The following is a 26,789-nucleotide window of genomic DNA, read 5'->3' as shown; positions in this document are numbered from 1 at the left end:
TCTCGAAATTGATATCCCGCACAGCCCACTGGATCGTGTAACGATGGGATAAATTCTCAACTTTTACGATTGATTCTTCCATACAATAGATTTACTTTATAATAGTGATTAAAACGTATCCGCTCCATAATAGAAACCGGTTTCGTTAATACCCGCAACCCTTCCTCCGACATTCGCTTTCGATACCAATCTATAAGTAAGCAACTCATTATCGACAGCATAAACCATAACATCTCCATTCTCACATCCGACAACCATATATTTATAACTATTATAAACAACAGTATATAGTAGTACCGTAACTTTAGAATCGACAGAGATCCATAGTTTATCCGAATAATTCTCCCCGAAATTAATACAATGTATTTCATTGCCTTTAGCATAAACCATTTTATTCGCGGGACCGGAATAACACCCGAAGGTCATAAGTATGTCCTCCGACGTCAAATATACCGGTAAAGCAACGGGAGCCGACTCCGTGTTCTCCAACACCTTCATATCGGAAGAGTTAAACCTGAAATCATACTTGTAGGTTTTACCTCCCTGATTGTAATAAATGGCATTCCCGGACACATAAGTTTTGCGATCGTAAGTCGGACACAAGTGTACTACATCCACATCAGCCGGAATCTCCCAAAGAGGAAAAGGATAATAATTTCCGTCACCCTTAACCAAGGGACGTATTGTGGCATTCATACCATTACTTTCGGATTGGATAATCAATACCCTTCTGTTTTTCTCGTCAAAACAAAGAGGCTCACGATCCCGGGACACGTAAGTACTAAATTTAGTTACTTTATATCCCTTGCTATCAATAAAATAAGGATCGGATAAGTATTTTCCGGTCAGATAATTCTCTGACATTTGTCTTTTGAAAATACGTCCGTCTTGCGTAGCGATACAGGAAAGACGCAAGTTGTCAAACGCATCAGCCGGCTTAAAATTATCCGGAGTTCCATTCAAAAACTCGTCTTTCATATCGGTATACATCGTAAACGTCTCATTATTTAACTGATATACTCCTTCTGTTGTCGTAATAAGAGAAGCTCCCGAAGTAGACGAAATATGCGGTGCCAAACAATTCCGTATCTTAAGCGGTTTACCCGGAATATCCTTCCCATTCATTTGATAGTAAAGATCATCTTCCATAAAATACTCGTAAACCAAATTAGGACCGTCGTATCTTGTTTTCAAACGGAAATAAGAACATTTGGTCGCATCCGTATTTTTATCAGACACCACGACAAAACTTCCGATATAAAATTTCGGCCGGAACCCAAGATAAGCTCTTCCTATATAGGTAATACCATTTTGCTTATTGATAATACGTAATATTCCGGTTATGCCTGTTTCGGCTTTATTTAAATTTGCTCTTGCCATCACGGTATCCGTTTTCATCTCGAAATTGGACTCTTCCGAGATAATTGTACCGTTGATCTCCCATTCATACCGGAAAATATCCAATGCTGCCACAGAATCCTCTCCAAAAGTAAAATCCTTGCCTTGAGGCATGAATTTCATCATTTCACCTTGCGTTCCGTTAATTCGTATCGGTTCGGTATTCGGGTCTATGATCCATTTCGGAGCGAGTCCCAAATCTTTATATGTATAATTACCTTCGTCTTTAAAACACCCAGTTAAAAGAGATGCTAAAAGAAGACAACCTAATAAAACTATATTTTTCATAGAATTCATTATTAATCAGATTAAATTGCAACTTCGATTATACTACCATCAATGTCGGTAATGTCCTCTATCGGCTGTTCAGACAACCACTCCTTAAATTCCATTACCAATTTGATCGCCTCATCCGGATGTTTTTCTATCAACTCTTTTCCCATTCGAGCCTCTTTATCAACATTATTCAAGAAAAGCTGGTATTTTTTTTGCGAATACTTTCCTAACAATCCGTCCACGACCTCCTGTGTCCACCACTCCGGTTGCATCGCAACTGAAGTCATAATAATTTTCGCCCGTCTGCGTTCTACCTGTCCCAAACCCACGCCATCAGGCGGAACCAACTCTACTACAAGGCGTACACCTTCCGGTAGATCATCTAAACGATCCGATTTAATCAACTTGATATATATCGTATCTTTTATCACCTTAGCATCTTCTCCTATGGTATTCGTATGGAAAACATAAAAATCATCCAAATCGTATTCATTCGGATTAGCCGTTGTCTCCTCCTCTATGACCTTCAATCCGAACTTAATCTCAGAAGTCAAAGGAGTTCCTGAAAGCTGAACTTCGACAGGAACCGTTATATCCGTCGTTCCTTCCGGATAAAAGAAAAAAGAGGTTACCGTGGAATCTGCTTCTTCCGTTCCGGGAGAAAAGGCATTCATATAAAACTTATCGAAAAATATTTCGTGCCCATCATGGAATGTCAAAACCTTATCTTCATCACAAGAAAAGAAGAACAGGGTTATTAAGATGGAAAGTGGAAATAAATACTTTTTCATAATTTCTATTTTTACAATCAATAATTATAAACTCTGGTTACTTGGAATCGGTACCAAATACTCGCTCCGACTCATCGGACGAACAACATTTTTTCCAAAATCGATATTAGCATCCAAACGCTTGTACAGATAGAAAAGCTGTCCTTCGGAAATCCATTCCCGACGAGCATCTCTGATCAATTCATCTACAAAATCGTTCCAACTACCAACCGTTATTTTTTCCGTACATCCCCTCTTTTCCCGAATATCGTTCAATATATTCTGAGCTTCACCGAAGTTTCCGTTACGTGCATGATATTCGGCCATGATATAACGCATTTCCGTAGCCCGGATAACGGGAAGAACGCATAGATTTTCGTCCCGGGTTTCCTCATTCTCACTGATAAACCATTTTCCAGAAATCGGATACTGCCCATTGCTGTTGGTCGCGTAGAAAATCATATTGAGAGAGCGATAGTCGGTTTTAGACTCATCAACTCCTCCTCGCGTATAAAATGTCTTTTGCACATCTTGATTGATAACCAACCACGTCGGATAGGAACCGCTATAAAATTCCCGTTTAAAGAAATACTCCAGGCCTAAGTCGTTATACGCCTTTTCATTGTACACGGCAAAAATCAAATTAGAGATAACCTTCAAATCCGTCTTGGAATCCCAATCGCCTTTACGAATTCCATTGTAATCATCCTTTCCAAAAGCAGATTGCATTCCGTAGTAATCTTTCACTTGGAAATCCATAATCTCCTTGGCACAATTAAAAGCCTCCAGATGCTTTCCGGCATATTGATATACACGGGCCAACAATGCCGTAATGGCATAATAATTCAAACGATAGCCTCTTCCTTTAAAGAAAGCATCTATTTTTGAACCGTTCGAATAATCATCATAGATAACGGTCCCAAAAGAAAATTGATTATTAAAACGAGCTTTACCCGTAATCTGCAAACCGACACCGATCTCCGAAGTATCCCACTCTTTTACCAGATCCCGTCCTTTTTCCAGATCGGTAATTACTTTCTCCAAAAAAGGCGTAACGGTTATACCGCTCGCTTGAATATTCGGGTAACGGTCGACATAAGGAACATATATCTGGTTATCATCATGTACCGGCGCCGGTGCAAACAGACGCAACATATCAAAATGCATCAAAGCCCGACAGGCATAAGCTTCACCCAAGATCATATCTTTCTCCATCTTTCCCTCCTTAAACAAATCCTCAGATGCGTTTTCCACATTTTGTATCAGATTATTGGCATTGGCAATCACATTAAAAGCTGCCAACCACACGGCTTCAATCGTCGGTGTTAAATAACTGCTGGTATAATTGAAATCTCCCGCATCGATATACAGTTGTCTACTGGTCACGTTGTTGGCAATTTTCAAAGAATATTGCTGAGACATACAATCCACCATTCCAAATGCCAATTCAACCCCGTACAAATTAGAGGATCCCATAGATTTATATAACCCGTTCAATACGGAGTGATATCCGGCCGACGTTGAGAAAACTTGTTCTTCGGTCGCCTGAGTATCCGGTTTCAAATCCAGCCACTCCTCACAAGACGTGAGAGCCAAAGCAGACAATACTACTATTATATTTATAATTTTCATATGATTAATCTTAAAAATTAGAAACCTACACTAATGGTAAAACTATAATTCTTAGCATACGGATAACTGGTTCCCCGCTCTTCTTTTATTGTTGACCACCTACATAAATCATTTGCATTGAACCGGATTCCAAGAGAGGTCAAGCTAATTTTTTGCAACAATTCTCTTTTGAAATCATACCCGACAGATAAACTGCTAAACGTCAGATAATCATCATCCTGAACCAAACGTGAAGTCGGTTTGGTTGTCGTATTATTAGTCAAATCGATATAAGGCGCAATATCCCCCGGTTTCTTCCACCTCTGTGAAAGAACCCGTTTATCCACGTTATTATTCTTAATATTAGCATTCTCCACTTTTGCCCGTAAAGTTTCGTTATAAGACTGAGAGCCCCATTGGTAAGAGAAATAAGCATTCACGTAAAATCCGCGATAATTCACATTGATTCCAAAAGTTCCGTTAGCGGTAGGACTTTGATCTCCCACGACGACCTGATCGTCCGCACACCAAGTATAAGAACTGGTCCCGTTTTTCTTGATAAATTTCTCTTTACCGTTTGCCGGGTCAATGCCCGCTGACCGTACGGCATAAATAGCCGTAGTCGAAGCTCCTACATAATACTGGGTAAAAGGTGTAGCCATGAATTCTCTTCCATAAGAAGGCCAACTGGAATCGTACTCTTCATTCAATTTTCTATTATACTCTTCCGTCGATTTACCGAGAGAGGTAATCTCATTCTTATTACCCGCCATATTACCGGTCAAAGTAACTACCCATTTATCATTCTGAAACACGGTAGCGCTTAGATTCACCTCGAATCCCTTATTTACCACACTACCGGAATTGGTATAATATTGATCGAAACCGGATGAGGAACGAATGGTCACCTGATCGATCAAATCATTCGTTTTCTTGTGGTAATAGTTAGCCTCTATAGTATAACGATCATTAAAAAATCCCAAGTTGATACCGAAATCCAACGTATTTGTCTTTTCCCAGGTCAAATCCGTATTTCCCAAATAAACCAATTTAGTCGCCGGACCGGTATAATACCAGCTATCGGCATCCGTTTCATAAGTAGTAACGGCCGTATAAGGTTGGAAATTCACCTTACCCGTACTTCCGTAAGATCCGCGAATCCTCAATGTACTGACAAGCCAGTGATCTTGCAGCCATTTATAGTTATGGAAATTTACTCCGAGCCCGACAGACCAGAAAGGAGCAAAGCGCTTATCCGACCCGAATTGAGAAGAACCGTCGAAACGAACAGAAGCGTCCAATAAATAGATATTATCCAACGAATAATTCACCGAAGCCAAAAAGGCAAATAACCGGTCTTGGTTTCTGGAAACGTCCGTTTTATCCGGTTGTGTAGCCGCAAAAGCAGGAGTATTCATCGTTCCTAATTGGAATCCTTTAAAAAGCATATTATAACCTTCCGTTTTGGATTCCTTAATGTTCAACCCCATCGTCGCATTAATGAAATGTTTACCAAAAGCACGATTATAATAAAACATAGCGTTTATATTCCAATTATATCCTGTCGACAAAGAACGGGATAATTGCCCCTTCTCTTTAATTGCCGTATACTGGTAGGAGGGATCGTCCGGATCCGTAAAAGATTCGGTTTTGGAATCATTTTTCGTAACACTAAACTGCCCCTTAAACTGAAGTCCTTCCAAAATATACCAGTTAATATCCAGATTATCGGTTAAATCATAAATATGTCCTTTTCCGGAATAACTTTCCAACGTGGTCTTCCACAAGGGATTCGTAGTTCCGTCCGTCAATTGGGACAACAATTTACCGTCATCACCTTTATAAGCAAGATAAGGTTGTTTATTGGCGTATTCATTGAATGTTCCGTACGGTGAATCCTCCGAGCGAGTCATCGTGTAAGAGACATAATTACGAATCTGAAGTTTGTCCTTGTAACGGAAATCCACCGTTAAGCCGGCTCCCGCACGACTACGATACGATCCTCTCATCGCTCCGTCATTACTATCATAATTGAAGTCTAAACCATACCGTACACTTTCGACACCACCCTCCAAATAGAAACTATGCTTATGATTAAATACATTACGTAAAGGAAGAGCCAACCAATCCGTATCTACCCCCCGCAACACCTCCGTCAATTTCTTATTATATTCCATCTCCCCGTACACATCATCGGAAAAAACTCCGGACAACCTCTCCACTTCCAGCTTTTCAGCAGCATTACACAAATTGTAATCGGACAAATCCGGTAATACCACTTCACCCGTGAAACTATAAGTAATTCTCATCTCCCCGGGTTGAGGAGCGACAGTCGTAATAACAATCACACCGTTTGCAGCTCTTGAACCGTACATAGCCGTAGCAGCAGCATCTTTCAAAATTGTCACGCTCTCGATACGGTTCATATCCATATCGTATATTTTTTGAGCGGACGCCTCGAATCCATCCAAAATAAAAACCGGAAGATTCGGGTTATCCTGCACGTTGGTCCGTTGTGTTTTTTTGGTATATTCCACATCCAAACCTTTGGCCATAGCAATACTGGACTCACCCCGAATATTGAATTCGGGTAAAGCATTAGGGTCAGATCCCCAAATCGAGTTGTCTTTCAAACGAACAGAAGGATCAAATATTTGAAGAGCCCCGATCAAACTCTTATTATTGGTCTTCATTAATTGTTCCTTGGTTACCTTTGTCACGTTTCCGGTAAAACTCTCCTTTCGTATCGTGTTGTATCCCGTTACAACCACATCTTTCAATCTCTGCTTTTCCTCCTTCATGGTTACGTTAATCGTATCCTGTCCGGTATATTTAATTTCCTGAGTTTCCATCCCCAAAAATTTAAATATCAATGTAATATCTTTCACTTCCGGCAATCTCAACGAATACTTTCCGTCTACACCTGTAGTAGTTCCTAAATGTGTACCTTTAATCACAATTGCAACACCGGGAAGCGGTATCTTCTTATCATCCACGACTTTACCGGCAATTCGAACTTCTTTCTTTTCATCTTTCGCAACTGCTTCTTTGATAATGATCATATCATTTTCTATTTCAGCCTTAAAGCCAGTCCCCTTCAACGCCGCATCCAACACCTCCTTTAACAAAGCATTCTGCATATCAACGGTAATGGAATTAACCCGTTTCACCTTATTATAGTCATACAAAAAACCGACCTCACATTGACTCTTAATCGCTGAAATCAACTCTTCGATACCGGCATCTTTCAATTTTACACTTACTCTTTGATCTTGGGAATGTACCGCTGCATTCAATCCCAAGTTGAACACTAACAAAAATAAACAAAGGGGTTTCATACATAATAGCACCTTACGACACCACCTTTTTTGCAAAGGTCTGTACAGTTTTCTTCTTTTTTTCATAAATTTGTATAGTTAAATTAGACACCTAAGGAGCAAGTCGGCAAACTTATCTCCTTTGAAGACAGGAGAATTGTATTCTCCTGTCTTATCGTTTTCGTACTTTCACTACATTTTTATCCACCGCAAATCTCACATCACCTACCTCCTCCAACAAATGAAGGATATAATTGAAATTATCAAAACGCTTCAACTCCCCAGAAAACAGAGCTTCCTTCGCGTCGGCATTTTGATAAAAGACCGTAAAGTTATACCACCGGGATAAAATCGTTAATATATCCTCCAAGCGCTTTTTCTTAAAGATGTATTTCCCATCATGCCAAGCTACATACTCCTGAACATCCACCTGCTTTTTCACCACTAAATCGTATTTCTTATCGTACCGGAGCTGCATCCCCGGTTCTAAAATATAAAGATGGCCCGACTTGCTCTTAAAATTCACCTCAACTTTTCCCTGCACTAAAGTTGTATGCTCTTCCTCCTCGTCTCTGTAGCAAGTCACACCAAAGCTCGTCCCCAAAACGGTAATCACCATGTCTCCGGCATGTACGATAAAAGGACGAAGGGTATCTTTTTGTATCTCGAAGTAGGCCTCACCTTCCAAATAAATTTCACGGCTCGTTCCGACAAAAGCAACCGGATAAGTCAAACAAGATTCCGAATTTATATATACCTTGCTTCCATCTTCCAAATCTACCGTATACTCCCCACCTCTTGGAACATCCAACTTGTGAAAGATCAATTTTCGCATAGAGTCCGTCTTTTGTACCCGAGCGGAATACACCAAACGAGTACTATCTACCTTTACTTCAATACCTGATTTCTCTTGGAAAGAATTATTTTGTTTACCTAAACGGTGTTGACTACCATCCGATAAATACAATATGGCATCCCTATGTCCTGGCGTAATCCGATGTACAGCAGGAACAGCTCTTAAAGATTTGTCTTCTTTAACATTCAACAAAATAAAGATAAACAACCCTATACATATCACGGCCACGGCACTCCAATAGGCAAACATTGGTCGATGAAAATAGCTCAATCGTTGCTTTTTCTTCAGCTTACGAGCAAATACGATCCAAGCTGCCTCAATCTCTTCTTCTGAAAGCCGCTGGGCTTTTGGCATCTCATTCATTTTCTTCATCTTTTCGAAGTATCGCCGATGCAACTTACTCTCGTTTAGCCACGTTTCAAACCTCCGATTCTCTTCTTCCGACAAGGTTCCTTCTATTTTCCTATAAATTAGAATCGTTGAAATCTCCATTTATACACAATACTTTTATCTTTTTATACTCTAAAACGGAGACCCTTTTGTTTTGTGCGACAAAAATTTTCAATATTTTTTTTGAAAAAATATTTTCATTATACCCCTTTGCCATACAACAAATTAGCGGCAACAAGCTATTGGCGCATGCTGGACATACATAAAAGTCCCCCTTAACGGGTCTATCAATAAAAAGATTCGTACGCTCCGGCAACCTTATACTTTATCTATATTTCGTTTTATTTCAATATTATTAATATTACAAAATAAACTCTAATCATTCTATTGCGTTATCAAAAAAAAGATAATATGAAATCGACAGATCTCCATGCAGGCATCCTGAATATGGGAAAAATGATTGAATACGCCGATCAGGGTATCATCAGCAAACAAATCATTAAGAATGAAGCAGGTAATATCACTCTATTCTCTTTCGATAAAGGACAGGACTTAAGTGAACACACGGCTCCGTTCGATGCTTTGGTGCAAATCCTCGACGGGAAAGCCAAAATTTACATCGATAAAAAATCATTTATCTTAGAAACCGGCGAAGCGATTATCATGCCGGCAAACACTCCTCACGCCCTAAATGCTGTCGAACGGTTTAAGATGTTACTTACAATGATCAAAGGATAACCGGAAAAAAACCTGATAAATAAATCTATCGGTAGTGATCTAATGGCAATTCAACCTGCAAACGAACTTCATTACAGGCCAAATATCTCTATTTTACAGCCGTTTCATAACGAGTACCGAAATCATTTTCTTTCTCCACCCGTCAATCCCCATCGACGGATTCTTTTATATAGATCGGTGTATACTTGGATATGCTATGTGATGACGAATAATAAACACGGACAACAATATAGTTCTCCCCCCAGTCTACTTCTTCCCGCTTCGGCGTCCATTCCAAACTTCCTTTAGGAGATTCTATTTTCCCTATATAAGTTTGAATTTTATCCTTCTTTTCCACGTAAACGGACATAGATAAAGGTTGATTTATTTCTGCTAAAACCGTTACAGACTGCCCCAACACGATCGTATCTTCGGATAAACCGACAGCATACTCCACATTTTTCGAATTATAAGGAGAATCCTCCCCTTTACTGCAAGAGAGTACCATCCCTAAAAAAATAACTAACCCGACAAAACCGATATTTTTCATTATTCTTTAATTAAATGACTTTCAAAGTTAATCTTGACTTTTCTTTTATGCAAATTCAACGACTCCTATTTCGAAGTATCCGTTAATTTTGCCGACCTATTTCCCTCTTTTTCGCAATCGCAAACAACCCCATTAGCAAGAAAACAGCCATGTTATCATCACTCAACTGTTCTCTCAACTTTTTATACCCGCGAGCAATCTGGGTACGGACGGTATTCATCGTAATCCCCAATTCATTAGAAATCTCCCAATATTTTTTCCCTTCGACAACGCTCATTAAAACGATTCGCTTACATTGATCCGGTAATGTCTCGATTGCACTTTGTATCTTAGCGTACAATTTCTCATCCACACATTTATCTATATCGGCCGCATAGAGCATCGCTTCCGCCATCAAAAACTTATTACGATCCATTACTTTCAAATGTCGTAAATAATCGATGGCTGCATTCCGTGCCAGACAATACAGCCAAGATTTCAAATTAAAATCATTCGGAAAAGAAGAACTATTTTCATACAATTTTAAGAAAATATCCTGAACCAAATCCTTGGCCGTATTCCGATCTCCAATATGTCTCTCCACAAACAAGACAAGCACCTTATAGTACATTTTAAATACTATTTCGTACGCTTCGGGATCTCTTTTTTTCAATCCCTCAATATAAATGTTGTCCTCCTTTGATTTAACTATCAACTTCTTATATCTTTAATCCCGGTTTTTATTTTAGCTTACAACATCCATTTATTGGAATTTTCAAAAATATTAAAATTATTTCAACTCATCAACTACAAATTATCAAATATTATTACAATTATATCCAATACCAACAACTACACAACTTGGTTTAAAGTTGATTAAATTTAATCTTTATAATCGTTCTATTTTAGAAAAAAATCCAAAAGTTTGTCACCCGTTTTCAGGGGGTCGTTGTGTTATTGATAAAATAACATAAAAAGGATGAATTACAACGATCAAGACATAGAATTTGCCTATCGTATCTTAAATCACAGAAAGGAGTTACATGAAGAAGAAATTACCGCCTGGTTGAAAAATCCGGAACACCTGAAACTATTGGATGAAATAGCGGCAATCCGACAATCCTTCTCTTCTCAAAACTTCGAAATCATAAAAGGAGAGGTACATTCCCGTCTTTTGCAATCCATACAAAAACAACAAAGCCGCCGCCATACGATTCGATGGTCGGTAGCCGCTTCAATCCTGATCGCGATCGGCCTATTGGCTAATCAAGTCATAAATCGTTCGATAGAAAAAGAGTGCGTCACGCAGAAAACTCCGATTGCTGCCATCACACCCGGAAAAGTAAAAGCCCAATTGATCCTGCCCGACGGGAAAGTGACCAAGCTAAAATCGACCAATCAACGAGTAGAGGTTCCTTTTGTACAAGGGATCAAAAATGATTCCTTATTAGGACTTAGCTACAAACAAGTTCATATCAACGATATAAATCTGGCCGAATCGGAGATTTACAGTACGTTAGTCGTACCCACGGGCGGATTCTACCCGCTGGAATTATCGGACGGAACGCGGGTATGGTTGAATTCCGAATCGGAATTACGTTTCCCGGTCAAATTTCTGTCGGACAAACGGCAAGTTACCTTAAAAGGAGAGGCTTATTTCACGGTGAAAAAAGACAGTACCAAACCGTTTATCGTGCACATAGAAAATGCATCTGTCGAAGTATTAGGAACCACGTTCAATATAAACACATACGGCGATGATGAAAACATATATACGACACTCGTAAACGGTTCCGTACGATTCGTCTCTGAAAAAAACAAACAGGAGGTCATTCTGAAACCCGGAATGCAAAGCGTAATGAACACACGTACTGGAAATACGGATATAAGACAGGTAGATGTACAAGATTATATCTCTTGGAAAGAGGGACGTTTCGTATTTCATTCCATGACGTTGGAATCCATCATGCAACAACTCCGACGCTGGTACGATATCCAAGTTTTTTATCAAAATCCGGAAATAAAGCAATATGAATTCAAAGGAGTGATCAACAGAGACATGAATTTGGATAAAGTTTTAAATATTATATCAGAAACAACGAATATAGCATTTAACATAAATGGTCGGATAATAACCATATCAAAACGATAAAGAAAGATTACTTATTTATTACTAAAGGAAGAAAAACGAGGATTGCCGTGAACAACCCTCGCCCATCCTCCTGAGAGAATCTTAGTATTAATTTTCAACTACAAAGTTATGAAAAAAAAACGAAGTTGGTGCTTTTTATGCACGCGTGAAAAAATCTTTAACTTATTACGAGTAATGAAAATCGTGATTTTTATAATGCTGGTAAGCTTGGCCCACGTATCGGCCGAAGTTAAAAGCCAGAATTCTTTAATTAATCTCAAATTAAAGAATGTTTCTATCGAAAAAGCCGTTATAGAACTGGAGAAACAACTAAAACAAGATTTCTTTTTCAGCAAGCAAGAGATAGATGTAAACAAGAAAATCACGATCAATTTAACACAAGCGACTCTGGAAGAGGCCGTACGAATTGTTTTCGGAAAACAATTCAAGTACAGAATAGTCGATAACGTCATCGTTATATCCCCGCTAAAAAATATACCGGATGAGATTAAGAAGATGGTTATTAAAGGAAAAGTTTTGGATAAAGACTCTGTTGCCATTCCCGGCGTAACGATTCGTCTTAAAGGTTCGGCCATCGGTGTGGCAACCGACCGGGAAGGTAAATTCTCTTTTTCCATACCGGAAACAAAAGATCCCGTGTTAATCTTCTCGTTTATCGGGATGAAACCCCAGGAGATTAAATACACGAAAGAAGAATTTTTAACTATTATTCTGGTAGAAGAGACGACCTCTTTAAATGATGTTGTTGTAACCGGATACGCTAACATTAAAAAAGAAAGTTTCACCGGGGCTTCCACCAAAGTCAATAAAGAGGATCTCCTGAAAGTATCCAGCCAGAACGTAATGAAAGCCTTACAGGTTTTCGATCCCTCTTTCAAATTAATTCAGAACAACGCCATGGGTTCCGACCCGAATACGATGCCCGAGTATTATATCCGGGGACGCTCCGGCACATCAGAATTGAAAGAGCTGGACAAACTAACTGCCGACGACGTCTCCCAATTCGCTTTAACGAACAACCCGAGTGCTCCCATTTTTATTTTGGATGGATTCGAAGTGGATATGGCTAAAGTATACGATATGGATATCAATCGGATCGAGAGCGTTACCATCCTAAAAGATGCAGCTGCAACCGCCGTTTATGGTTCACGGGCCGCCAACGGTGTTATCGTTATCGAAACTTCGGCGCCGGAACCTGGAGAAATCCGGATCAGCTATGCCGGAACATTAGCCGTCTCGGCGCCGGATCTAAGCAGTTATCACCTGTTAAACGCGGTCGAAGCGCTGGAAGCGGAATATCAGGCCGGATTATATACCGGCACGAACGCCAATTCCATCGCGGCAGGAATCATCAATTACGACAACCAATACAACAACATCCTCCGCGGCATCGATACGGATTGGATTTCCAAACCTTTGCAAACGGAAGTAAATCATAAACATTTCCTTTATATAGACGGAGGTTCTCAGGAACTTCGCTGGGGCTTGGAATTAAACTATCAACACAACGGAGGTGTAATGAAAAAGTCATTTCGGGATGTATATGGAGCTGCTATTACCGTCGATTACAGATGGAAATCCTTACAGATTAAAAATCAGGCTTCATTAAGTATTATGTCTTCCGAAGATTCTCCTTACGGTTCATTCAGCGATTACGTAAGAATGAAACCCTATCTCTCTCCTTATGATCCGGAGACAGGAAATCCTTATAAAAAATTTGAGATCTATCGCACTTCCGTTCCGCCTAACGGAGCGACACGGATCAACAATCCCTTGTATGAGGCCTCTTTACAAAGTTTCGATAAAACCAAATACAAAGAGTTTACCGACAACTTAAGTATCAGCTGGTATATCAACAACTACTGGTTGTTAAAAGGGACGTTCAGCGCTTCTTTCAAATTACAGGATGAAGATGAATACAAGGATCCGGCCTCAGGAGATTTTTATCAAAGTGAAAACGATTTAAAAGGAAAATACACAGACCGGGAAATCCGTACAAGCAAATGGAATGCCAACGGTTTGCTTTCTTACAACCAACAATTAGGAAAACATAATTTGAATTTCTCTTTAGGCCTGGAAGCATCAGAAACCAAACAGGAAGCTACTTATGCTTATTATCAAGGATTCCCGTTCGGGAGTGTTCCTTCCCCCAGCAGTGCCGTTGACGTGAGTTCCAAACCGACCTATAAAGACAGTTATAGCCGTCGTTTCGGCACTTACCTGCAATTCAATTACAGTTTCAATGATATTTATTTGTTCGACGTTTCCGGTCGTCTGGATGGATCTTCCGCCTTCGGTAGTAAAAAGAAAACAGGTACTTTCTGGTCGTTCGGTACCGGGATGAACATTCACAATTATGCGTTCATGAAAAACATCAGTTTCCTGAACCAATTCAAGATCAGAGCGACTTACGGACAAACCGGAAAAGCCAATTTCAACCCTTATCAGGCCAGGACAACGTACGAAGTTCTATACGATGTAGATTATGCCAATATCCGGGGTATGAAATTAAAAGCCCTCGGTAATGAAAACCTAAAATGGGAAAAAGTAAGAACCTGGAATGCCGGTACGGAAATCTCCGTATTGAATAACGCTTTAACTCTGAAAGTGGATTACTATCACGCTAAAACGCTTGATCAGGTCGAAGATGTAAGTATTCCCTCTTCTTCCGGTTTTACCTCTTACAAAAGTAATGTAGGCGAAATCTTAAACGAAGGGGTCGATATCGATATCAACATAAGGGCATTTGAAAACAGAGACTGGAGTATCTATCTTTTCGGCAATGCCAACCACAACAAAAATACCATTACCAAAATCGGAAAGGCTTTGGAAAACTACAACAAACGAATCGATGAACACTTCAGTAGTTACGGTTCTACAAGCACGAGTTCGAATATTGCCACTCCCTTTATGAAGTATGAGGTAGGAAACTCCCTCTCCGCCATCTACGGTATGAAATCTTTGGGCATCGACCCGGCCCGGGGGGATGAATTATACGTGAAACGGGACGGGACTACCACGCATGTGTGGAAATCCGAAGAGCAACAAAATTTGGGTGATTCCGATCCCAAAATATCGGGATCTTTCGGTCTTAACGTTCGCTGGAAAAACTTCACTCTTTACACTACCTTCATGTATCGTTGGGGAGGACAGGCTTACAATCAAACCTTACAAGCCATCGAAAATGTTGATTTGAAATCATATAGCGGAGACCGGCGTATTTTAACCGATCGCTGGAAAGAGATCGGAGACGTAACCCCGTTAAAGGATATCAAAGACCAGACTTACGTTACCCGTCCAACCTCCCGGTTCGTTCAGGATGATAACACGTTAACATTCAACTCCCTGACAGTAGGTTACGATTTCAACAAGGCATTAGTGAACCGTTGGGGACTCAGTACGTTAAGATTACAGTTCAACATGGAAGATATCGCAACCATCTCCTCCATCAAGCAGGAAAGAGGTACGAGCTATCCTTTCGCGCGTTCGTTTAATTTCAGTATGAATGTCAGTTTCTAATATTTAACCACATCGATTATGAAAAAAATAAAAATCATAGCACTATTTCTCACGCTATCGACCTGCATCCTGGTCAGTTCATGTGATAAATGGTTAGATGTCCTTTCGAACGAAGAGATTCTCGAAGAAGATGCTTTTGCCACAACGAAAGGATTCCGGACTGCTTTAATCGGAGCTTATCAGATTGCGGCCTCCGATCCTTTATGGGGACAGGAATTAACCTGGGGAATGATGAGCGTTTTAAGCAGAAATTATACCGCAAGCTCTCTTCCTACCAAATACAAATACGCGATGGACAATACAAACTTTGAAAGTTCCTATACCAAAGATGCCATTGCCAGTATTTGGGAAACCGGTTATAACGTTATCGCGAACTGCAATAACATCATCAAAAAAGTCGAAACGACGGACAAACCTTTCGAATACACGTGGGAGAAAGGTATGGTATTGGCAGAAGCCAAAGCCTTGCGCGCATTGATGCACTTCGAACTTTTACGTTTATTCGCTCCGGCACCTATTTTAGGAAACAAGGATAAAGCCATTCCTTACGTGACGAATTATCCTAACATATCCCCCGAATACAAATCGACCTCTGAAATTATTAAAAATATAATCGAAGATTTGAAATACGCCCGGGATATACTGAAACCCATCGACGTGGATATACTTTGGGGTGAAAGTATCATGTCATATTTCAGCACGATGTTGTTTTACGGTATTCAAAACTTACAGGACGACGGTCAACGATCCAACGGAAACGCGGCCGGATTTTTCGCTTACCGGGGATACCGGTTAAATTACTGGGGAGTCACCGGTTTATTGGCCCGGGTATATTCCTACAACAGGGAAAATGACAAAGCCATACCTTATGTAAATGAAATCATCGAGGAGTGGATCGATTCAGGTGTCGGATTCGAATTTGCCTGGGATCAAAAACCTAACAACAATCCTAATTTAATCGACGGCAAAAGATGTCCGGAGGGATTGATATGCCTGTGGAATACAAAAGTTGCGGAAAACTACAGCAAGGCCGCGGGAACAAGCTATTTCAAAATGACAAAACTAAACGATCTGTTCGGGGCGGACGATATCAAAGAAGATTACCGCTACACGGCTTTCTACAACGCATCGACTTCCCGCTATCGCGTATGGGATCCTTCCAACTCTTCCTATTCTACGGATAATTATATCGAACAGGTCCGGGTTATCTTACCGGTATTGGAAATCCCTGAAATCTATTACATCAAAGCAGAATATTTAGCCGAACAGGGAAAAATCGGGGAGGCCATCAATACGCTGAAAGTGGTAAAAGACAACCGCAATATCACCACCCCCATTCCCAGCACGGTAAACGATTACAACTCTTTCATGGAAATTCTGATCAATGATTTGAGCCGGGATTTCCTGACGCGGGGACAAACCTGGTTCTATTTGAAAAAATTAAACTGGAAAAAGATGTATAACGGAACAAACGTTCCGTGGGATGTACCCGACTCCTGGTTCGTGTTACCTCTTCCGGATAGTGAAACATCTTATTATTAATACTATAAAGTAAATCATATGAAACATATATATTTATTGGTAATAAGCATCGTAGGTCTATTGACCAGTTGCGAACGGGAAGATATTCCCACATACAACGATTTGACCTCCAATAGATACCTTTATCTATACAAGGCCGAAACGGACTCTACCGAAACCTCTTTCTTCTTTTACCCCGGAGAGACAACGATCGAGTTCCCGATCAGCGTAAGATGTACCGGCAGGGGAGATCAAGACCAGACTTATAAAATTTCCGTGGTGGATGAATATACCACGGCCCCGGCAGAAACCTACGAAATCCCTGAGAATCCGATTATGAGAGCCGGAAGAGCTATCGATACCTGTTACATCAAATTAAAATACAACCCTGTTTTAGACACGAAAAAAGTCCGTTTAGTGGTCGAAATAAAGGATTCTGAAAATTTCTTAGCCGGAAGAACAGAGTACAGAGTGGCTATCATCTGGTTCCATAACATCATCGCAAAGCCCAAATGGTGGAATTCCAACGTGGTAAGTTATTATTTGGGTAAATATTCCGATGAAAAATACCAATTATTCTTGGATAAGATAAAAGTAGACCTGACAAATGCAACGGACAGTGAACTCCGGAATTATTCGCTTCTATTCAAAAAATACCTGACAGATGAAAAAGCGGCAGGAAGAACCGTGTATGAAAAAGACGGTTCTGAAATGGAAGTAGCGGTTCTCGGGAATTTGATCTAACACTAAAAAACGATGTATATGAAAAAAATAATATATTATTTAGGTGCGTTTTTAGTCTTATGGGGACTATTTACAGGATGCTATGACGATAAATCGAAAACAGCCCGGATTCCGATGCCCAAAATCACGATCCTGGGAGACGAGGCTCTATCCGGAGACCGTAGTAACAGAATTGCTTACGTCGGAGAAGAGTGCGAATTGGATTGTAAAGTAAACTGGGGAACGGAAGACTCGACCCAATACGATTTTAAATGGACTTATAACGGAGAAGAGATCTCGCAAGAAAGAGTATGTCGTTATACATTCAACGAATCGGGAAGTACCTATGTCACCTTCCAGGTAATACAAAAATCTACCGGTCTTAGCTGGGGAGCTTCCCTTTCCGTAACGGTCAGCGCCAAATATCTTTTAGGATGGTTGATTCTCTCCGACAAAGAAGGACGCTCCGCTTTGGACTTCATCCATATCGACACGTATGAACTCTACCCCGATATTTACAAAACCTTGCATCCCGATAAACCTCTCGGCTCCCAACCGTTCCGACTGGAACAGCATTTCACTTCGGCTTACGACGAAATATTAGTCATGCAGAGAGGAGAACCCGGATTAGTGGAATTGGACGGAAGAAATTTCAGTCAGGTAATTCAAACGAAAGATGAGTTTATCGGCGAAAAATATCCGTACGAAGGTTTTGATCCCGTTCAAGTATGTTATGCCAACGGAACGATCAGCGGTGTCGAATTGTTATTGACGGCCAAAGGAGAAGTGTATGCCCGTATGAACAAAACCGTAACGAGCCAATTCCAAACGGCCCAATACCCCACGATTCCTCTTGAATACCCCGGTGGAATGGAGATCACCATGTTTACCTTCCCCAAACCGACCTATTATCAACTTATGTTCGATAATAAAAACAAAAGATGGTTAGCCATATACAAATCTTCCAGCAACGACAAAATGTTACCCTTGTTGGTCAAAAACTACGACGAAGAAGAGTTCCCGGATTATTTCGACTTCTGTAACGGGATGGATCAAAAAATGGAATTAGTATATGCCCAAACCTGCGACGAATGGGGAGGCGACTGTTACCTGATAAACATTTTAAAAGATACGGAAACCGGGAAATATTATTTCCAAAAGTGTTATCTGACTTGGGATTCCTCAACAAATACCATAAAGGTATCACAACCCGTCCAAAAAGAATTTGCTGCAGGTTACGATCTCACCGAAGATTCGCAATTTTGGATGTTACGGGGACAAAATACCTACTTCCAGGATAGTCCTCACGTATTCTTTACGGTAGACAAAAAAGTCTATTTCTACCGGGAACAAAATGATAAGTATTATTTATACAAAGACTGCAATTTAGGAGAAAATCCTCCGACCGGAAAAATTGTTTCCATTCACACGAATGCCGTTGTTTCTGAAATGGGAATCGCTTTCAGCGACGGTCATTTCTATATCTGTAATTTGGACCCGGAAGAGGTTGTCAATGCTATCGCCCGGGGTAATATAGATCCTTCCACACCTGCCGTAAACGCGGAACTGGAGATTAAACACTATTCCGGATTGGGAAATATCGTTCACTCTATTTTCAAATACGGTAGATTCTCCAACTGGTCGTCAGCAGAAGATAGATACAGATAAAAATAGACCAAAATCATTCATGAGGTCGTGATTAAACGACCTCATGAACACCTAAATTACTTGTTATAAAATTGTATATCATATATTTCTTGTATGATTAGGGATGTGTTATGTAATCAAATAAAACTATGGAAGAAACAATTGTAAAAGTGGAAAATCTATCCCACCGTTATAGTGTTCAGTGGGCCATTCGGGATATCAATTTCGAAATTTCCCGTAACGGCATATACGGCCTTTTGGGATCTAACGGGGCGGGTAAATCGACCACGATGAATATCATGTGCGGGGTACTGAAGCCCACGCAAGGAAGTGTTTACATCAAGGGAATCGACTTGAGAAAATATCCGGTGGAAGCCAAAAGACATATCGGTTTCCTGCCGCAAAAACCTCCCCTGCACATGGACCTGACGGTAGAAGAGTACCTGGTACATTGTGCCAATCTACGATGGCTCAGGGGTAAAGAGGTGGAGCGTGCCGTGAAAGAGGTGATGGGCAAATGCGGGATTACCCACTTCAAAAAGCGACTGATCCGGAATCTATCGGGTGGATACCAGCAACGGGTGGGAATAGCCCAGGCGATCGTGCACGACCCCGATTTCGTGGTGTTAGACGAGCCTACCAACGGGTTGGACCCTAACCAGATCGTGGAGATACGACACCTGATCAAGGAGATCGCCGAGGAACGTACCGTGGTACTATCCACCCATATCCTCCCGGAAGTACAGGCCACCTGCGATTACATCCGCATGATCGAGCAAGGAAATCTGGTCTTCGCCGGGACGGTCGATGAATTCGATAATTATATCATTCCGAATACTTTACTGATCAACATGGCGGCGGCTCCACCTGTCGACGAGTTACGCGCCATACAGGGCGTATTGGCCGTGGAAGAATTGGGCGGAACGAAATTCCGGGTGCAATTCGGGGATGCCCAAGACGTTTGCGAGCGTATCGTGGAGACCAGCGTGGCCAGGGGATGGAGACTCACGGAGATCAATATAGAGAAGAGCTCGCTCGATGCCGTCTTTGCAGAACTATCCAAGAAATAATAACCCTTAAAATTGATGTTATGAGAATGATATATAAAATAGCCCGAACCGAATTGCAAACCCTTTTCTATTCACCCGTGGCCTGGTTGATTATCGTGATTTTCACCTTCCAGGCCGCCATGGCGTTCTCTGACGTTTTCAGCAATTTCGTCAGGAACCAGGAATTAGGATATACCCTACGGGATGTTACCATGAGAACCTACGCCGGGATGTGGGGACTTTTCACTAACGTGCAACAATACCTCTACTTCTACATACCCCTGTTAACCATGGGACTCATGAGCCGGGAATTAGGGAGCGGATCCATTAAACTACTGTACTCGTCTCCCGTTACCAACACCCAGATCATACTGGGGAAATTTTTATCCATGATGATTTACGGGATCGTGCTCGTGTTCATCCTTTTCGTTTTTGTCATCTACGGGGCTGCCGCTATCAAATCGTTTGATTTCGTGGCCACTTTATCGGGTTTGCTCGGGCTCTATCTTTTGATCTGCGCCTATGCGGCCATCGGGTTGTTCATGTCAAGCCTAACCTCTTACCAGGTCGTGGCCGCCATGGGAACGCTGGCCGTGCTGGCCGTGTTGAATTTCATCGGGGGCACGTGGCAGGATATCGCTTTCGTGAGGGATATCACCTACTGGCTATCCATAAGGGGACGCGCCTCCGAGTTTATTAACGGCCTGATTTGTAGCGACGACGTGTTATACTTCATCATCGTGATCGCTCTTTTCCTGGCTCTTTCCATCATCCGGTTGCAGGGGGTCAGGCAAAAGAGCGCATGGACTGTCTCGTGCGGGAAATACATCGGGGTGGTCTTTATCGCCATCTTCCTCGGCTTCCTCAGTTCACGTCCGCATTTGATGGTTTTTTACGATGCCACGCGTACCAAAGCCAGAACATTGACCCCCAACAGCCAGGAAATCGTGAAAAAAATGGAAGGCGGGTTGACCATCACGACCTATACCAATATCCTCGACAACTACTACACGTTAGCCTTACCACGTAACGTTAACCGGGATATGGAACGGTTTAAACAATATACAAGGTTCAAACCCGAGATCAAGATGAAGTACGTCTATTACTACGACAAGGCTGAAAACCCGCAACTGGACAAGCGATACCCGGGGCTTTCAGACAGGGAACGCATGGTGAAAATATGCAATTCGTGGAATTTGGACACCAACATGTTCATCACGCCGGAAGACGTCAGGAAAATGGAAAATCTATCGCCAGAGAAAAACAGGTTCGTGAGGGTGTTGGAGAGAGAGAACGGGCAGAAAACATTCTTGCGCGTCTTCGATGACATGTACGTGCATCCTTTCGAGTCCGAGATATCCGCCGCCTTCAAGCGACTGGTGATGGAACTACCGAAAGTCGCTTTCCTGAAGGGACACGGCGAGAGGGACTGTATCAAGGAGGGAGACCGTGATTACAACCGGTTCGCACAAGACAGGCCGTTCCGTTACTCGCTGATCAACAACGGGTTCGACTTCATCGAGGTGACGCTGGACAGGGAGATACCGGAAAACATCGATATCCTGGTCATTGCCGACACGCGGGAACCCCTCTCCCCGGAAGAGAACCGGCGCTTGAACGCTTATATCGAGCGGGGTGGCAACCTGATGATCGCCGGGGAGCCCAGGCGGCAAGAGGTCATGAACCCGCTCGTGGAACGATTCGGCGTACGATTCATGCCAGGACGCCTGGTTCGACCGACTGAAAATTTCCAGGCCGATTTTATCATCGCCACGCCAACGAGAGAGGCCGGGGAGTTCTCCTATCATTTCGACAACATGATCAAGAGGGAATACGTGGTCACGATGCCAAGCTGCACAGGTTTAGAATATACGGAAAACAAAGGCTTCACGGTTATTCCCCTCTTTAGAAGCGACACGATCAATTGCTGGAACGAGGTGGAAACGACCGATTTCGTGGATGACACGGTGAAATTGAACCCCGAAGCGGGAGAGATTGAAAAAATCTATACCACGGCTTTAGCCTTAACCCGGAAGGTGGGAGAGAAAGAACAGAAAATCATTATCCTGGGAGATGCCGATTGCCTGAGTAACGGGGAGATCAGCATCAGCAGAAAAGGAGTGAGAGCTTCCAACTACTCGCTTATTACCGGCTCCTTCTTCTGGATGTCGGACGAGGAGGTGCCCATAGACGTGCGTCGCCCCAATCCGCCCGACAACGCCGTGCGCGTGAGTGAAACGGGTATGTATATTTCAAAACTCAGTCTCATGGGACTCTTCCCGATCTTGTTAGCGATCGCGGCTATCATCATCTGGATCCGGAGACGGGGAAGATAAAAACATTCTTTTCAAGTACCAAGAAAGGGGTATTCATATCCCTTTCCACGTACTTACAAAAACATTTGAAACCAATTACCTAAACATAAAACAAACAACCCGCCGTAGTGTGCTGCCGGAGAAAACAATACGATTTCTCCGGCACTTTTAATTAATCCTCCGGAATAGAAATTAAAATCTTCCCATACCCATCTTTCTATACTGGAAGAACAATAAAACCACTTCGTCATGCATCTCCTCCCGCAAAAATTTCAACGCCCGGGACAGATGGGTTTTTACCGTGTTCAAACTGATTCCAAATTCTTCAGCCACATCTTTATACCCCTTCCCTTCTATAAAACACTTTTTCAATATTTCTTGCTGTTTTTGAGGCAATAGAAGCAGCTTTTCATGTAAACGAAACAACCTCTTCTCACGTTGCTCCAATTCATCATTCGTACTCTCTATGAAAGCCGTCATCTCCCGTTCATTCGACGCAACGACGCGCAAGTGCTTCAAGTAATTCAAGGCATAATTCCGGGATAACGTAAATAAATAAGATTTCATCGAATAGGAAAAGTCTAATCGCTTTCTATTATTCCAGAGCACCAGAAAAACATCATGAACAATATCTTTAGCTACTTCCTCATCCTTTACATAGCTATTAACAAAGCCCATCAAATCTACAAAATGAAGATGAAATAATTTTTCGAACATTTTACTATCAAAAACAGACTTTACCATGCTTTTGCTTATTTTAGTCACCACCCATACACTTGTCAAAAATAACTTTTTTTATCATCAATACAAATATTTTCTTACTATTAACCCTCATTTTTAAGTTAAAAAATAGCCGTATTTCAATATAATCCAATATACAAATACTATAATAATCTGTGAATTACAACATATAACCTATAAAACTATTATTCACAAAATAACAACTTATTTATAAAAACAATGTCAATTCCAATATTCAATCTCCCCGAACGATAACGTACGTGTATCTCCGACAATAAAAACGTGGATTCTCCGCATGACGGAAAATCCACGTTTATTCAACCATCCATTTTCGTTTATCTATTCCCAATAAGGGAAAAACACGAAACCTATTCTTTCGTTAACATAAAACTACCGGGCGCCCCGATCACGTTCACGGTAATGCAATGGGGAACGATAGAAACATGATCCTCATTCTCGACTTTCATCGATAACATGAAAATCCCTTCCGGCAAAACATTGGCAGGTAATTCCAATGTCCCATCTCCCCTCATTTTCACTAAACTTTTAAACAAAACCGCATCACCTCCCGTCGGAGAGGTTACCTCATGAATGCATACCACGTAAAAAATTATTACTCTTTCACGAGAAAAGTAAAGACATCTTTGATTACTTTCGAATAACCCTCGTTCCGTACCCTTAAAGAAACGACATAACTCCCGGCCGGAATCGTATGATGGAAGGGTATATCGAAGGTGCCGTCTCCCCTCACCTTGATCTCTTTCAAAAACTCCACCTCATCCCCGTCCTCCGTTTTTACCGCCTCTATCGTATAACAGATGGGTTGGGTCCCTTCTACTCCCTGAATCGGAGGAGAAATCCAATGAGGGCCGGTCTCTGTTTTATCCGTAATAATCTTTATCTCCATTGTATCAGGATCGTAGAGAGCACCCTCTGTCTCCAAGTATCCGACCTTCACTTCATGACAGGCCGCCGTAATTAGAATAAAAATGATATATAATCCTATTCTCATGATCTTTTCGTTTTAAAGTTTTTGAATCTCTTTCAAATCATCTTCCGTGACCATATCGCCCAACGTGTAATTACCGTTCAACGAATGAACAACGCCATTGATGGTTTCAATATTCGGCGAAGCCAAAGGAATTTTACTATCGGAATTTTCCGAATGCAAATACAAAATAACGGCTCCGGCATTGGCCACCCCGGCCCATACGCCTCTCTCCTTGTAAGCAAGTAACTTTACCCCTCCTTCCGTAAGTAGTTCCGTAGCCCCGATCAATTTACCGGAAGGATCCGGTATTCTGAAATTAATCTCCTCTTTCATCATTCGTTTTTCTACGACATGCATCAAAAGCATCTTTTCACAAAATGCTTTACTCATACCTTCAATACCTCCCTCTATCTCCCAATCCAGGATATACCGGCGAATAGAATAATTCGTGGGCCCCCAAAAAGTTATCTGCGGAAATTCCGGATCTTCTCCTTCAAACAAAGAAACCAGCTCCGCTTTTTGAATCATTTGTACCAAAAAACTCCAGTTATCCGGATCGCTCTTAAAATATTCGTACATGGAACAATCATGTTTTCCATCGGAGATTCCCGTGTCGATATAATTGTTTTGCGGATCACATCCGGACAAGAATACCATCCATACGATCAATAATATATATTTCATATTTATCTGTTATTTAAATTTACATTAATAACGCTTCAACCAATACTTATTTTGAGTCATCAAAGAGTTGTTTTCAAAAGCAGGCCATCCCACAGGCAAATACAAAGCTCCGTCATCCACATCCTGTTGCGTCATTTTCGTGGCATGAAAATCGGACAGTTCCGTTTTCCAGTAACCGTTTCGTACAATATCATACCAACGTTTACCCTCCCACAACAACTCTTTTTCCCGCTCTTTAAAAATGGCGTAACGCAAATCACCCTCGTCAGCCGAATAATCGGCACTATTATCCCCGTAAGCCCGCTGTCTAATCCGGTTCAAATCCTTAATAGCCAAATCGTTTTTTCCCATTCGCACCAAGCATTCGGCCCGCAAGAGGATAATATCCGCCAATCGATAGATCACATGATCACAGGCAAAACTCTCGAATTTTCCCTCACCCCAACCAGATGTTCCCAACTGTACTTTTCTGAATTTATAAGGATAAGCATACCCTCCAGCCAATTTTCGCCACTCCTCATTTCGGGCAATCGTATCTAAATCATAAAAATAGGCTAACCGACGCCTGTCCCCGGTATATTTTCCATCGGCAATGGCTCCGTCAAAACGACCGGGGTATATTTTTTCAACCGTTTTCTGAAATAATCGGGCATCCGCGTTTTTTATCTCACCCCGTCCCTGTTCCGGACGAATGGGAAAAGAAACAAAATATATCATCGTCGTCCACGGATTACGGGTTGATTCCAGATAATTGTATTTTATCTCAAAAATTCCCTCGTTACTTCCCCCGGTAATCACTTTTTCACACACCTCTTCCGGATCAGCAGCCAAAGCATACTCACACGAATCGATTACAAAGTTAGCCGCGGAAAGAGCCTCTTTCAATAATTCAGGCTCATGGTTGACAACCGCTTTCCACAAACAAATATCCAGTTTCAATGCCTGGGCAATCTCTTTGGAAGCCGTCGATTTCCCCGTAATCTTAGAACCGCCGGCATCTATCAACTCCTCCCGGCATGGCAAAAGACGTACGGCCGTATTAATCTCATTCAAAGCATATTGCAATATCTCACCGACAGAAGATTTTTCTTTCTTCCCGATATCCCGACTATCTGTCTGCATCGGGGCCTCTCCCCATTTCTGAGCGATTCGAAAATAAGTAAAAGCTCTGTAAAAATGAACCTGTCCTTCATAATAGGCCTCTCTCTCTTTAGGCAACTTGGCCCTCCAAAGATTTTCAGACAAGATATTCGCTAAACAAATGACAGTATACTGGCTATTCCAAAACATATCGACCATCTGAGGAGTAAATTGCGTCTCATCCCAATTTAAAAGGTTATAGGTTCCTTTCGACACCGTATCGTAAAGATATCCCAGCTCGACAGGCCTCTTGTAAGCATCAAAGGCACAAGCACCCCGAAACGCATCCCGAATAGCATCCACCGATGTTTCGAGATCCTTTTCCGTCTTAAAATAATTCTCGAAAGTCACGGAATTCTCAGGCACGACCTCCAAGCCGTCCATGCAGGAATACAGTCCTCCCAAAAGCATCAGAAAAAATAAAATATGTGTTGTTCTCATCG

The 26,789-nt window shown here is 41.5% G+C and carries 20 protein-coding genes; 8 read left to right on the top strand and 12 right to left on the bottom strand.

What is annotated here, in order from left to right:
• Positions 1 to 108 precede the first annotated feature (108 nt).
• From NVS78_RS06555 to NVS78_RS06535, 5 genes are all read right to left on the bottom strand, one after another.
• On the bottom strand, positions 109 to 1,686 hold the full coding sequence (locus tag NVS78_RS06555; protein WP_286358437.1) for a PKD-like family lipoprotein: 1,578 nt from the start codon (positions 1,684 to 1,686) through the stop codon (positions 109 to 111).
• A gap of 20 nt (positions 1,687 to 1,706) precedes the next feature.
• Positions 1,707 to 2,465 carry a DUF4843 domain-containing protein gene (locus NVS78_RS06550; RefSeq protein WP_286358436.1) on the bottom strand — a complete coding sequence of 253 codons (759 nt, stop codon included), beginning with the start codon at positions 2,463 to 2,465 and terminating at the stop codon, positions 1,707 to 1,709.
• A 24-nt stretch (positions 2,466 to 2,489) separates the two neighbouring features.
• Positions 2,490 to 4,076, bottom strand: a complete 1,587-nt coding sequence (locus NVS78_RS06545) for a RagB/SusD family nutrient uptake outer membrane protein (protein ID WP_286358435.1) — start codon at positions 4,074 to 4,076, stop codon at positions 2,490 to 2,492.
• A 17-nt stretch (positions 4,077 to 4,093) separates the two neighbouring features.
• Entirely contained in the window at positions 4,094 to 7,459 is a 3,366-nt protein-coding gene (locus tag NVS78_RS06540) for a SusC/RagA family TonB-linked outer membrane protein (RefSeq protein WP_286358434.1), read from the bottom strand.
• Positions 7,460 to 7,544: 85 nt separating this feature from the next.
• On the bottom strand, positions 7,545 to 8,720 hold the full coding sequence (locus NVS78_RS06535) for a FecR family protein (RefSeq protein ID WP_286358433.1): 1,176 nt from the start codon (positions 8,718 to 8,720) through the stop codon (positions 7,545 to 7,547).
• Between the two features lie 309 nt (positions 8,721 to 9,029).
• Between NVS78_RS06535 and NVS78_RS06530 the strand changes: the two genes are divergently transcribed.
• On the top strand, positions 9,030 to 9,356 hold the full coding sequence (locus tag NVS78_RS06530) for a cupin domain-containing protein (RefSeq protein WP_286358432.1): 327 nt from the start codon (positions 9,030 to 9,032) through the stop codon (positions 9,354 to 9,356).
• Between the two features lie 142 nt (positions 9,357 to 9,498).
• Here NVS78_RS06530 and NVS78_RS06525 read toward each other — a convergent pair whose 3' ends face one another.
• Positions 9,499 to 9,885, bottom strand: coding sequence for a hypothetical protein (locus NVS78_RS06525; RefSeq protein ID WP_286358431.1), 387 nt, complete (start codon positions 9,883 to 9,885; stop codon positions 9,499 to 9,501).
• An 82-nt stretch (positions 9,886 to 9,967) separates the two neighbouring features.
• Complete coding sequence (locus tag NVS78_RS06520) at positions 9,968 to 10,537, bottom strand: RNA polymerase sigma-70 factor (protein ID WP_286358474.1); 570 nt, start codon at positions 10,535 to 10,537, stop codon at positions 9,968 to 9,970.
• A 306-nt stretch (positions 10,538 to 10,843) separates the two neighbouring features.
• Here NVS78_RS06520 and NVS78_RS06515 point away from each other — a divergent pair, with 306 nt between their 5' ends.
• From NVS78_RS06515 to NVS78_RS06485, 7 genes are all read left to right on the top strand, one after another.
• Positions 10,844 to 12,016, top strand: coding sequence for a FecR family protein (locus NVS78_RS06515; protein WP_286358430.1), 1,173 nt, complete (start codon positions 10,844 to 10,846; stop codon positions 12,014 to 12,016).
• A 108-nt stretch (positions 12,017 to 12,124) separates the two neighbouring features.
• On the top strand, positions 12,125 to 15,535 hold the full coding sequence (locus tag NVS78_RS06510; RefSeq protein WP_286358429.1) for a SusC/RagA family TonB-linked outer membrane protein: 3,411 nt from the start codon (positions 12,125 to 12,127) through the stop codon (positions 15,533 to 15,535).
• 18 nt (positions 15,536 to 15,553) lie between these two features.
• Positions 15,554 to 17,077 carry a RagB/SusD family nutrient uptake outer membrane protein gene (locus tag NVS78_RS06505; RefSeq protein ID WP_286358428.1) on the top strand — a complete coding sequence of 508 codons (1,524 nt, stop codon included), beginning with the start codon at positions 15,554 to 15,556 and terminating at the stop codon, positions 17,075 to 17,077.
• An 18-nt stretch (positions 17,078 to 17,095) separates the two neighbouring features.
• Positions 17,096 to 17,800: a DUF4843 domain-containing protein gene (locus NVS78_RS06500; RefSeq protein ID WP_286358427.1), complete on the top strand. Its 705-nt coding sequence runs from the start codon at positions 17,096 to 17,098 to the stop codon at positions 17,798 to 17,800.
• An 18-nt stretch (positions 17,801 to 17,818) separates the two neighbouring features.
• Complete coding sequence (locus NVS78_RS06495; RefSeq protein ID WP_286358426.1) at positions 17,819 to 19,447, top strand: PKD-like family lipoprotein; 1,629 nt, start codon at positions 17,819 to 17,821, stop codon at positions 19,445 to 19,447.
• A 128-nt stretch (positions 19,448 to 19,575) separates the two neighbouring features.
• On the top strand, positions 19,576 to 20,496 hold the full coding sequence (locus NVS78_RS06490) for an ABC transporter ATP-binding protein (protein WP_286358425.1): 921 nt from the start codon (positions 19,576 to 19,578) through the stop codon (positions 20,494 to 20,496).
• A 20-nt stretch (positions 20,497 to 20,516) separates the two neighbouring features.
• Positions 20,517 to 22,811: a Gldg family protein gene (locus tag NVS78_RS06485; protein ID WP_286358424.1), complete on the top strand. Its 2,295-nt coding sequence runs from the start codon at positions 20,517 to 20,519 to the stop codon at positions 22,809 to 22,811.
• Between the two features lie 171 nt (positions 22,812 to 22,982).
• Here NVS78_RS06485 and NVS78_RS06480 read toward each other — a convergent pair whose 3' ends face one another.
• From NVS78_RS06480 to NVS78_RS06460, 5 genes are all read right to left on the bottom strand, one after another.
• Positions 22,983 to 23,534 (bottom strand): RNA polymerase sigma-70 factor, encoded by a 552-nt coding sequence (locus NVS78_RS06480; RefSeq protein WP_286358423.1) that lies wholly within the window; start codon positions 23,532 to 23,534, stop codon positions 22,983 to 22,985.
• 365 nt (positions 23,535 to 23,899) lie between these two features.
• Positions 23,900 to 24,133: a hypothetical protein gene (locus NVS78_RS06475; RefSeq protein WP_286358422.1), complete on the bottom strand. Its 234-nt coding sequence runs from the start codon at positions 24,131 to 24,133 to the stop codon at positions 23,900 to 23,902.
• A gap of 11 nt (positions 24,134 to 24,144) precedes the next feature.
• Complete coding sequence (locus tag NVS78_RS06470) at positions 24,145 to 24,543, bottom strand: hypothetical protein (RefSeq protein ID WP_059026252.1); 399 nt, start codon at positions 24,541 to 24,543, stop codon at positions 24,145 to 24,147.
• A 12-nt stretch (positions 24,544 to 24,555) separates the two neighbouring features.
• A complete protein-coding gene (locus NVS78_RS06465; protein ID WP_286358421.1) occupies positions 24,556 to 25,206 on the bottom strand; it encodes a hypothetical protein in 651 nt (216 codons plus the stop codon).
• Between the two features lie 24 nt (positions 25,207 to 25,230).
• A complete protein-coding gene (locus NVS78_RS06460; protein WP_286358420.1) occupies positions 25,231 to 26,787 on the bottom strand; it encodes a RagB/SusD family nutrient uptake outer membrane protein in 1,557 nt (518 codons plus the stop codon).
• Between the last annotated feature and the right edge of the window lie 2 nt (positions 26,788 to 26,789).

It is taken from the genome of Gabonibacter chumensis (assembly GCF_024741215.1).
Classification (GTDB): domain Bacteria; phylum Bacteroidota; class Bacteroidia; order Bacteroidales; family Marinifilaceae; genus Gabonibacter; species Gabonibacter massiliensis.
The sequence above is the reverse complement of the archived record's forward strand: the minus strand, read 5'-3'. Positions and strand labels throughout refer to the sequence as shown.

Excerpts from the sequence above, each read along its gene's own strand:
- NVS78_RS06555 (WP_286358437.1), bottom strand. The coding sequence starts at position 1,686 with ATGAAAAATATAGTTTTATTAGGTTGTCTTCTTTTAGCATCTCTTTTA.
- NVS78_RS06550 (WP_286358436.1), bottom strand. The coding sequence starts at position 2,465 with ATGAAAAAGTATTTATTTCCACTTTCCATCTTAATAACCCTGTTCTTC.
- NVS78_RS06545 (WP_286358435.1), bottom strand. The coding sequence starts at position 4,076 with ATGAAAATTATAAATATAATAGTAGTATTGTCTGCTTTGGCTCTCACG.
- NVS78_RS06540 (WP_286358434.1), bottom strand. The coding sequence starts at position 7,459 with ATGAAAAAAAGAAGAAAACTGTACAGACCTTTGCAAAAAAGGTGGTGT.
- NVS78_RS06535 (WP_286358433.1), bottom strand. The coding sequence starts at position 8,720 with ATGGAGATTTCAACGATTCTAATTTATAGGAAAATAGAAGGAACCTTG.
- NVS78_RS06530 (WP_286358432.1), top strand. The coding sequence starts at position 9,030 with ATGAAATCGACAGATCTCCATGCAGGCATCCTGAATATGGGAAAAATG.
- NVS78_RS06525 (WP_286358431.1), bottom strand. The coding sequence starts at position 9,885 with ATGAAAAATATCGGTTTTGTCGGGTTAGTTATTTTTTTAGGGATGGTA.
- NVS78_RS06515 (WP_286358430.1), top strand. The coding sequence starts at position 10,844 with ATGAATTACAACGATCAAGACATAGAATTTGCCTATCGTATCTTAAAT.
- NVS78_RS06510 (WP_286358429.1), top strand. The coding sequence starts at position 12,125 with ATGAAAAAAAAACGAAGTTGGTGCTTTTTATGCACGCGTGAAAAAATC.
- NVS78_RS06505 (WP_286358428.1), top strand. The coding sequence starts at position 15,554 with ATGAAAAAAATAAAAATCATAGCACTATTTCTCACGCTATCGACCTGC.
- NVS78_RS06500 (WP_286358427.1), top strand. The coding sequence starts at position 17,096 with ATGAAACATATATATTTATTGGTAATAAGCATCGTAGGTCTATTGACC.
- NVS78_RS06495 (WP_286358426.1), top strand. The coding sequence starts at position 17,819 with ATGAAAAAAATAATATATTATTTAGGTGCGTTTTTAGTCTTATGGGGA.
- NVS78_RS06490 (WP_286358425.1), top strand. The coding sequence starts at position 19,576 with ATGGAAGAAACAATTGTAAAAGTGGAAAATCTATCCCACCGTTATAGT.
- NVS78_RS06485 (WP_286358424.1), top strand. The coding sequence starts at position 20,517 with ATGAGAATGATATATAAAATAGCCCGAACCGAATTGCAAACCCTTTTC.
- NVS78_RS06480 (WP_286358423.1), bottom strand. The coding sequence starts at position 23,534 with ATGGTAAAGTCTGTTTTTGATAGTAAAATGTTCGAAAAATTATTTCAT.
- NVS78_RS06470 (WP_059026252.1), bottom strand. The coding sequence starts at position 24,543 with ATGAGAATAGGATTATATATCATTTTTATTCTAATTACGGCGGCCTGT.
- NVS78_RS06465 (WP_286358421.1), bottom strand. The coding sequence starts at position 25,206 with ATGAAATATATATTATTGATCGTATGGATGGTATTCTTGTCCGGATGT.
- NVS78_RS06460 (WP_286358420.1), bottom strand. The coding sequence starts at position 26,787 with ATGAGAACAACACATATTTTATTTTTTCTGATGCTTTTGGGAGGACTG.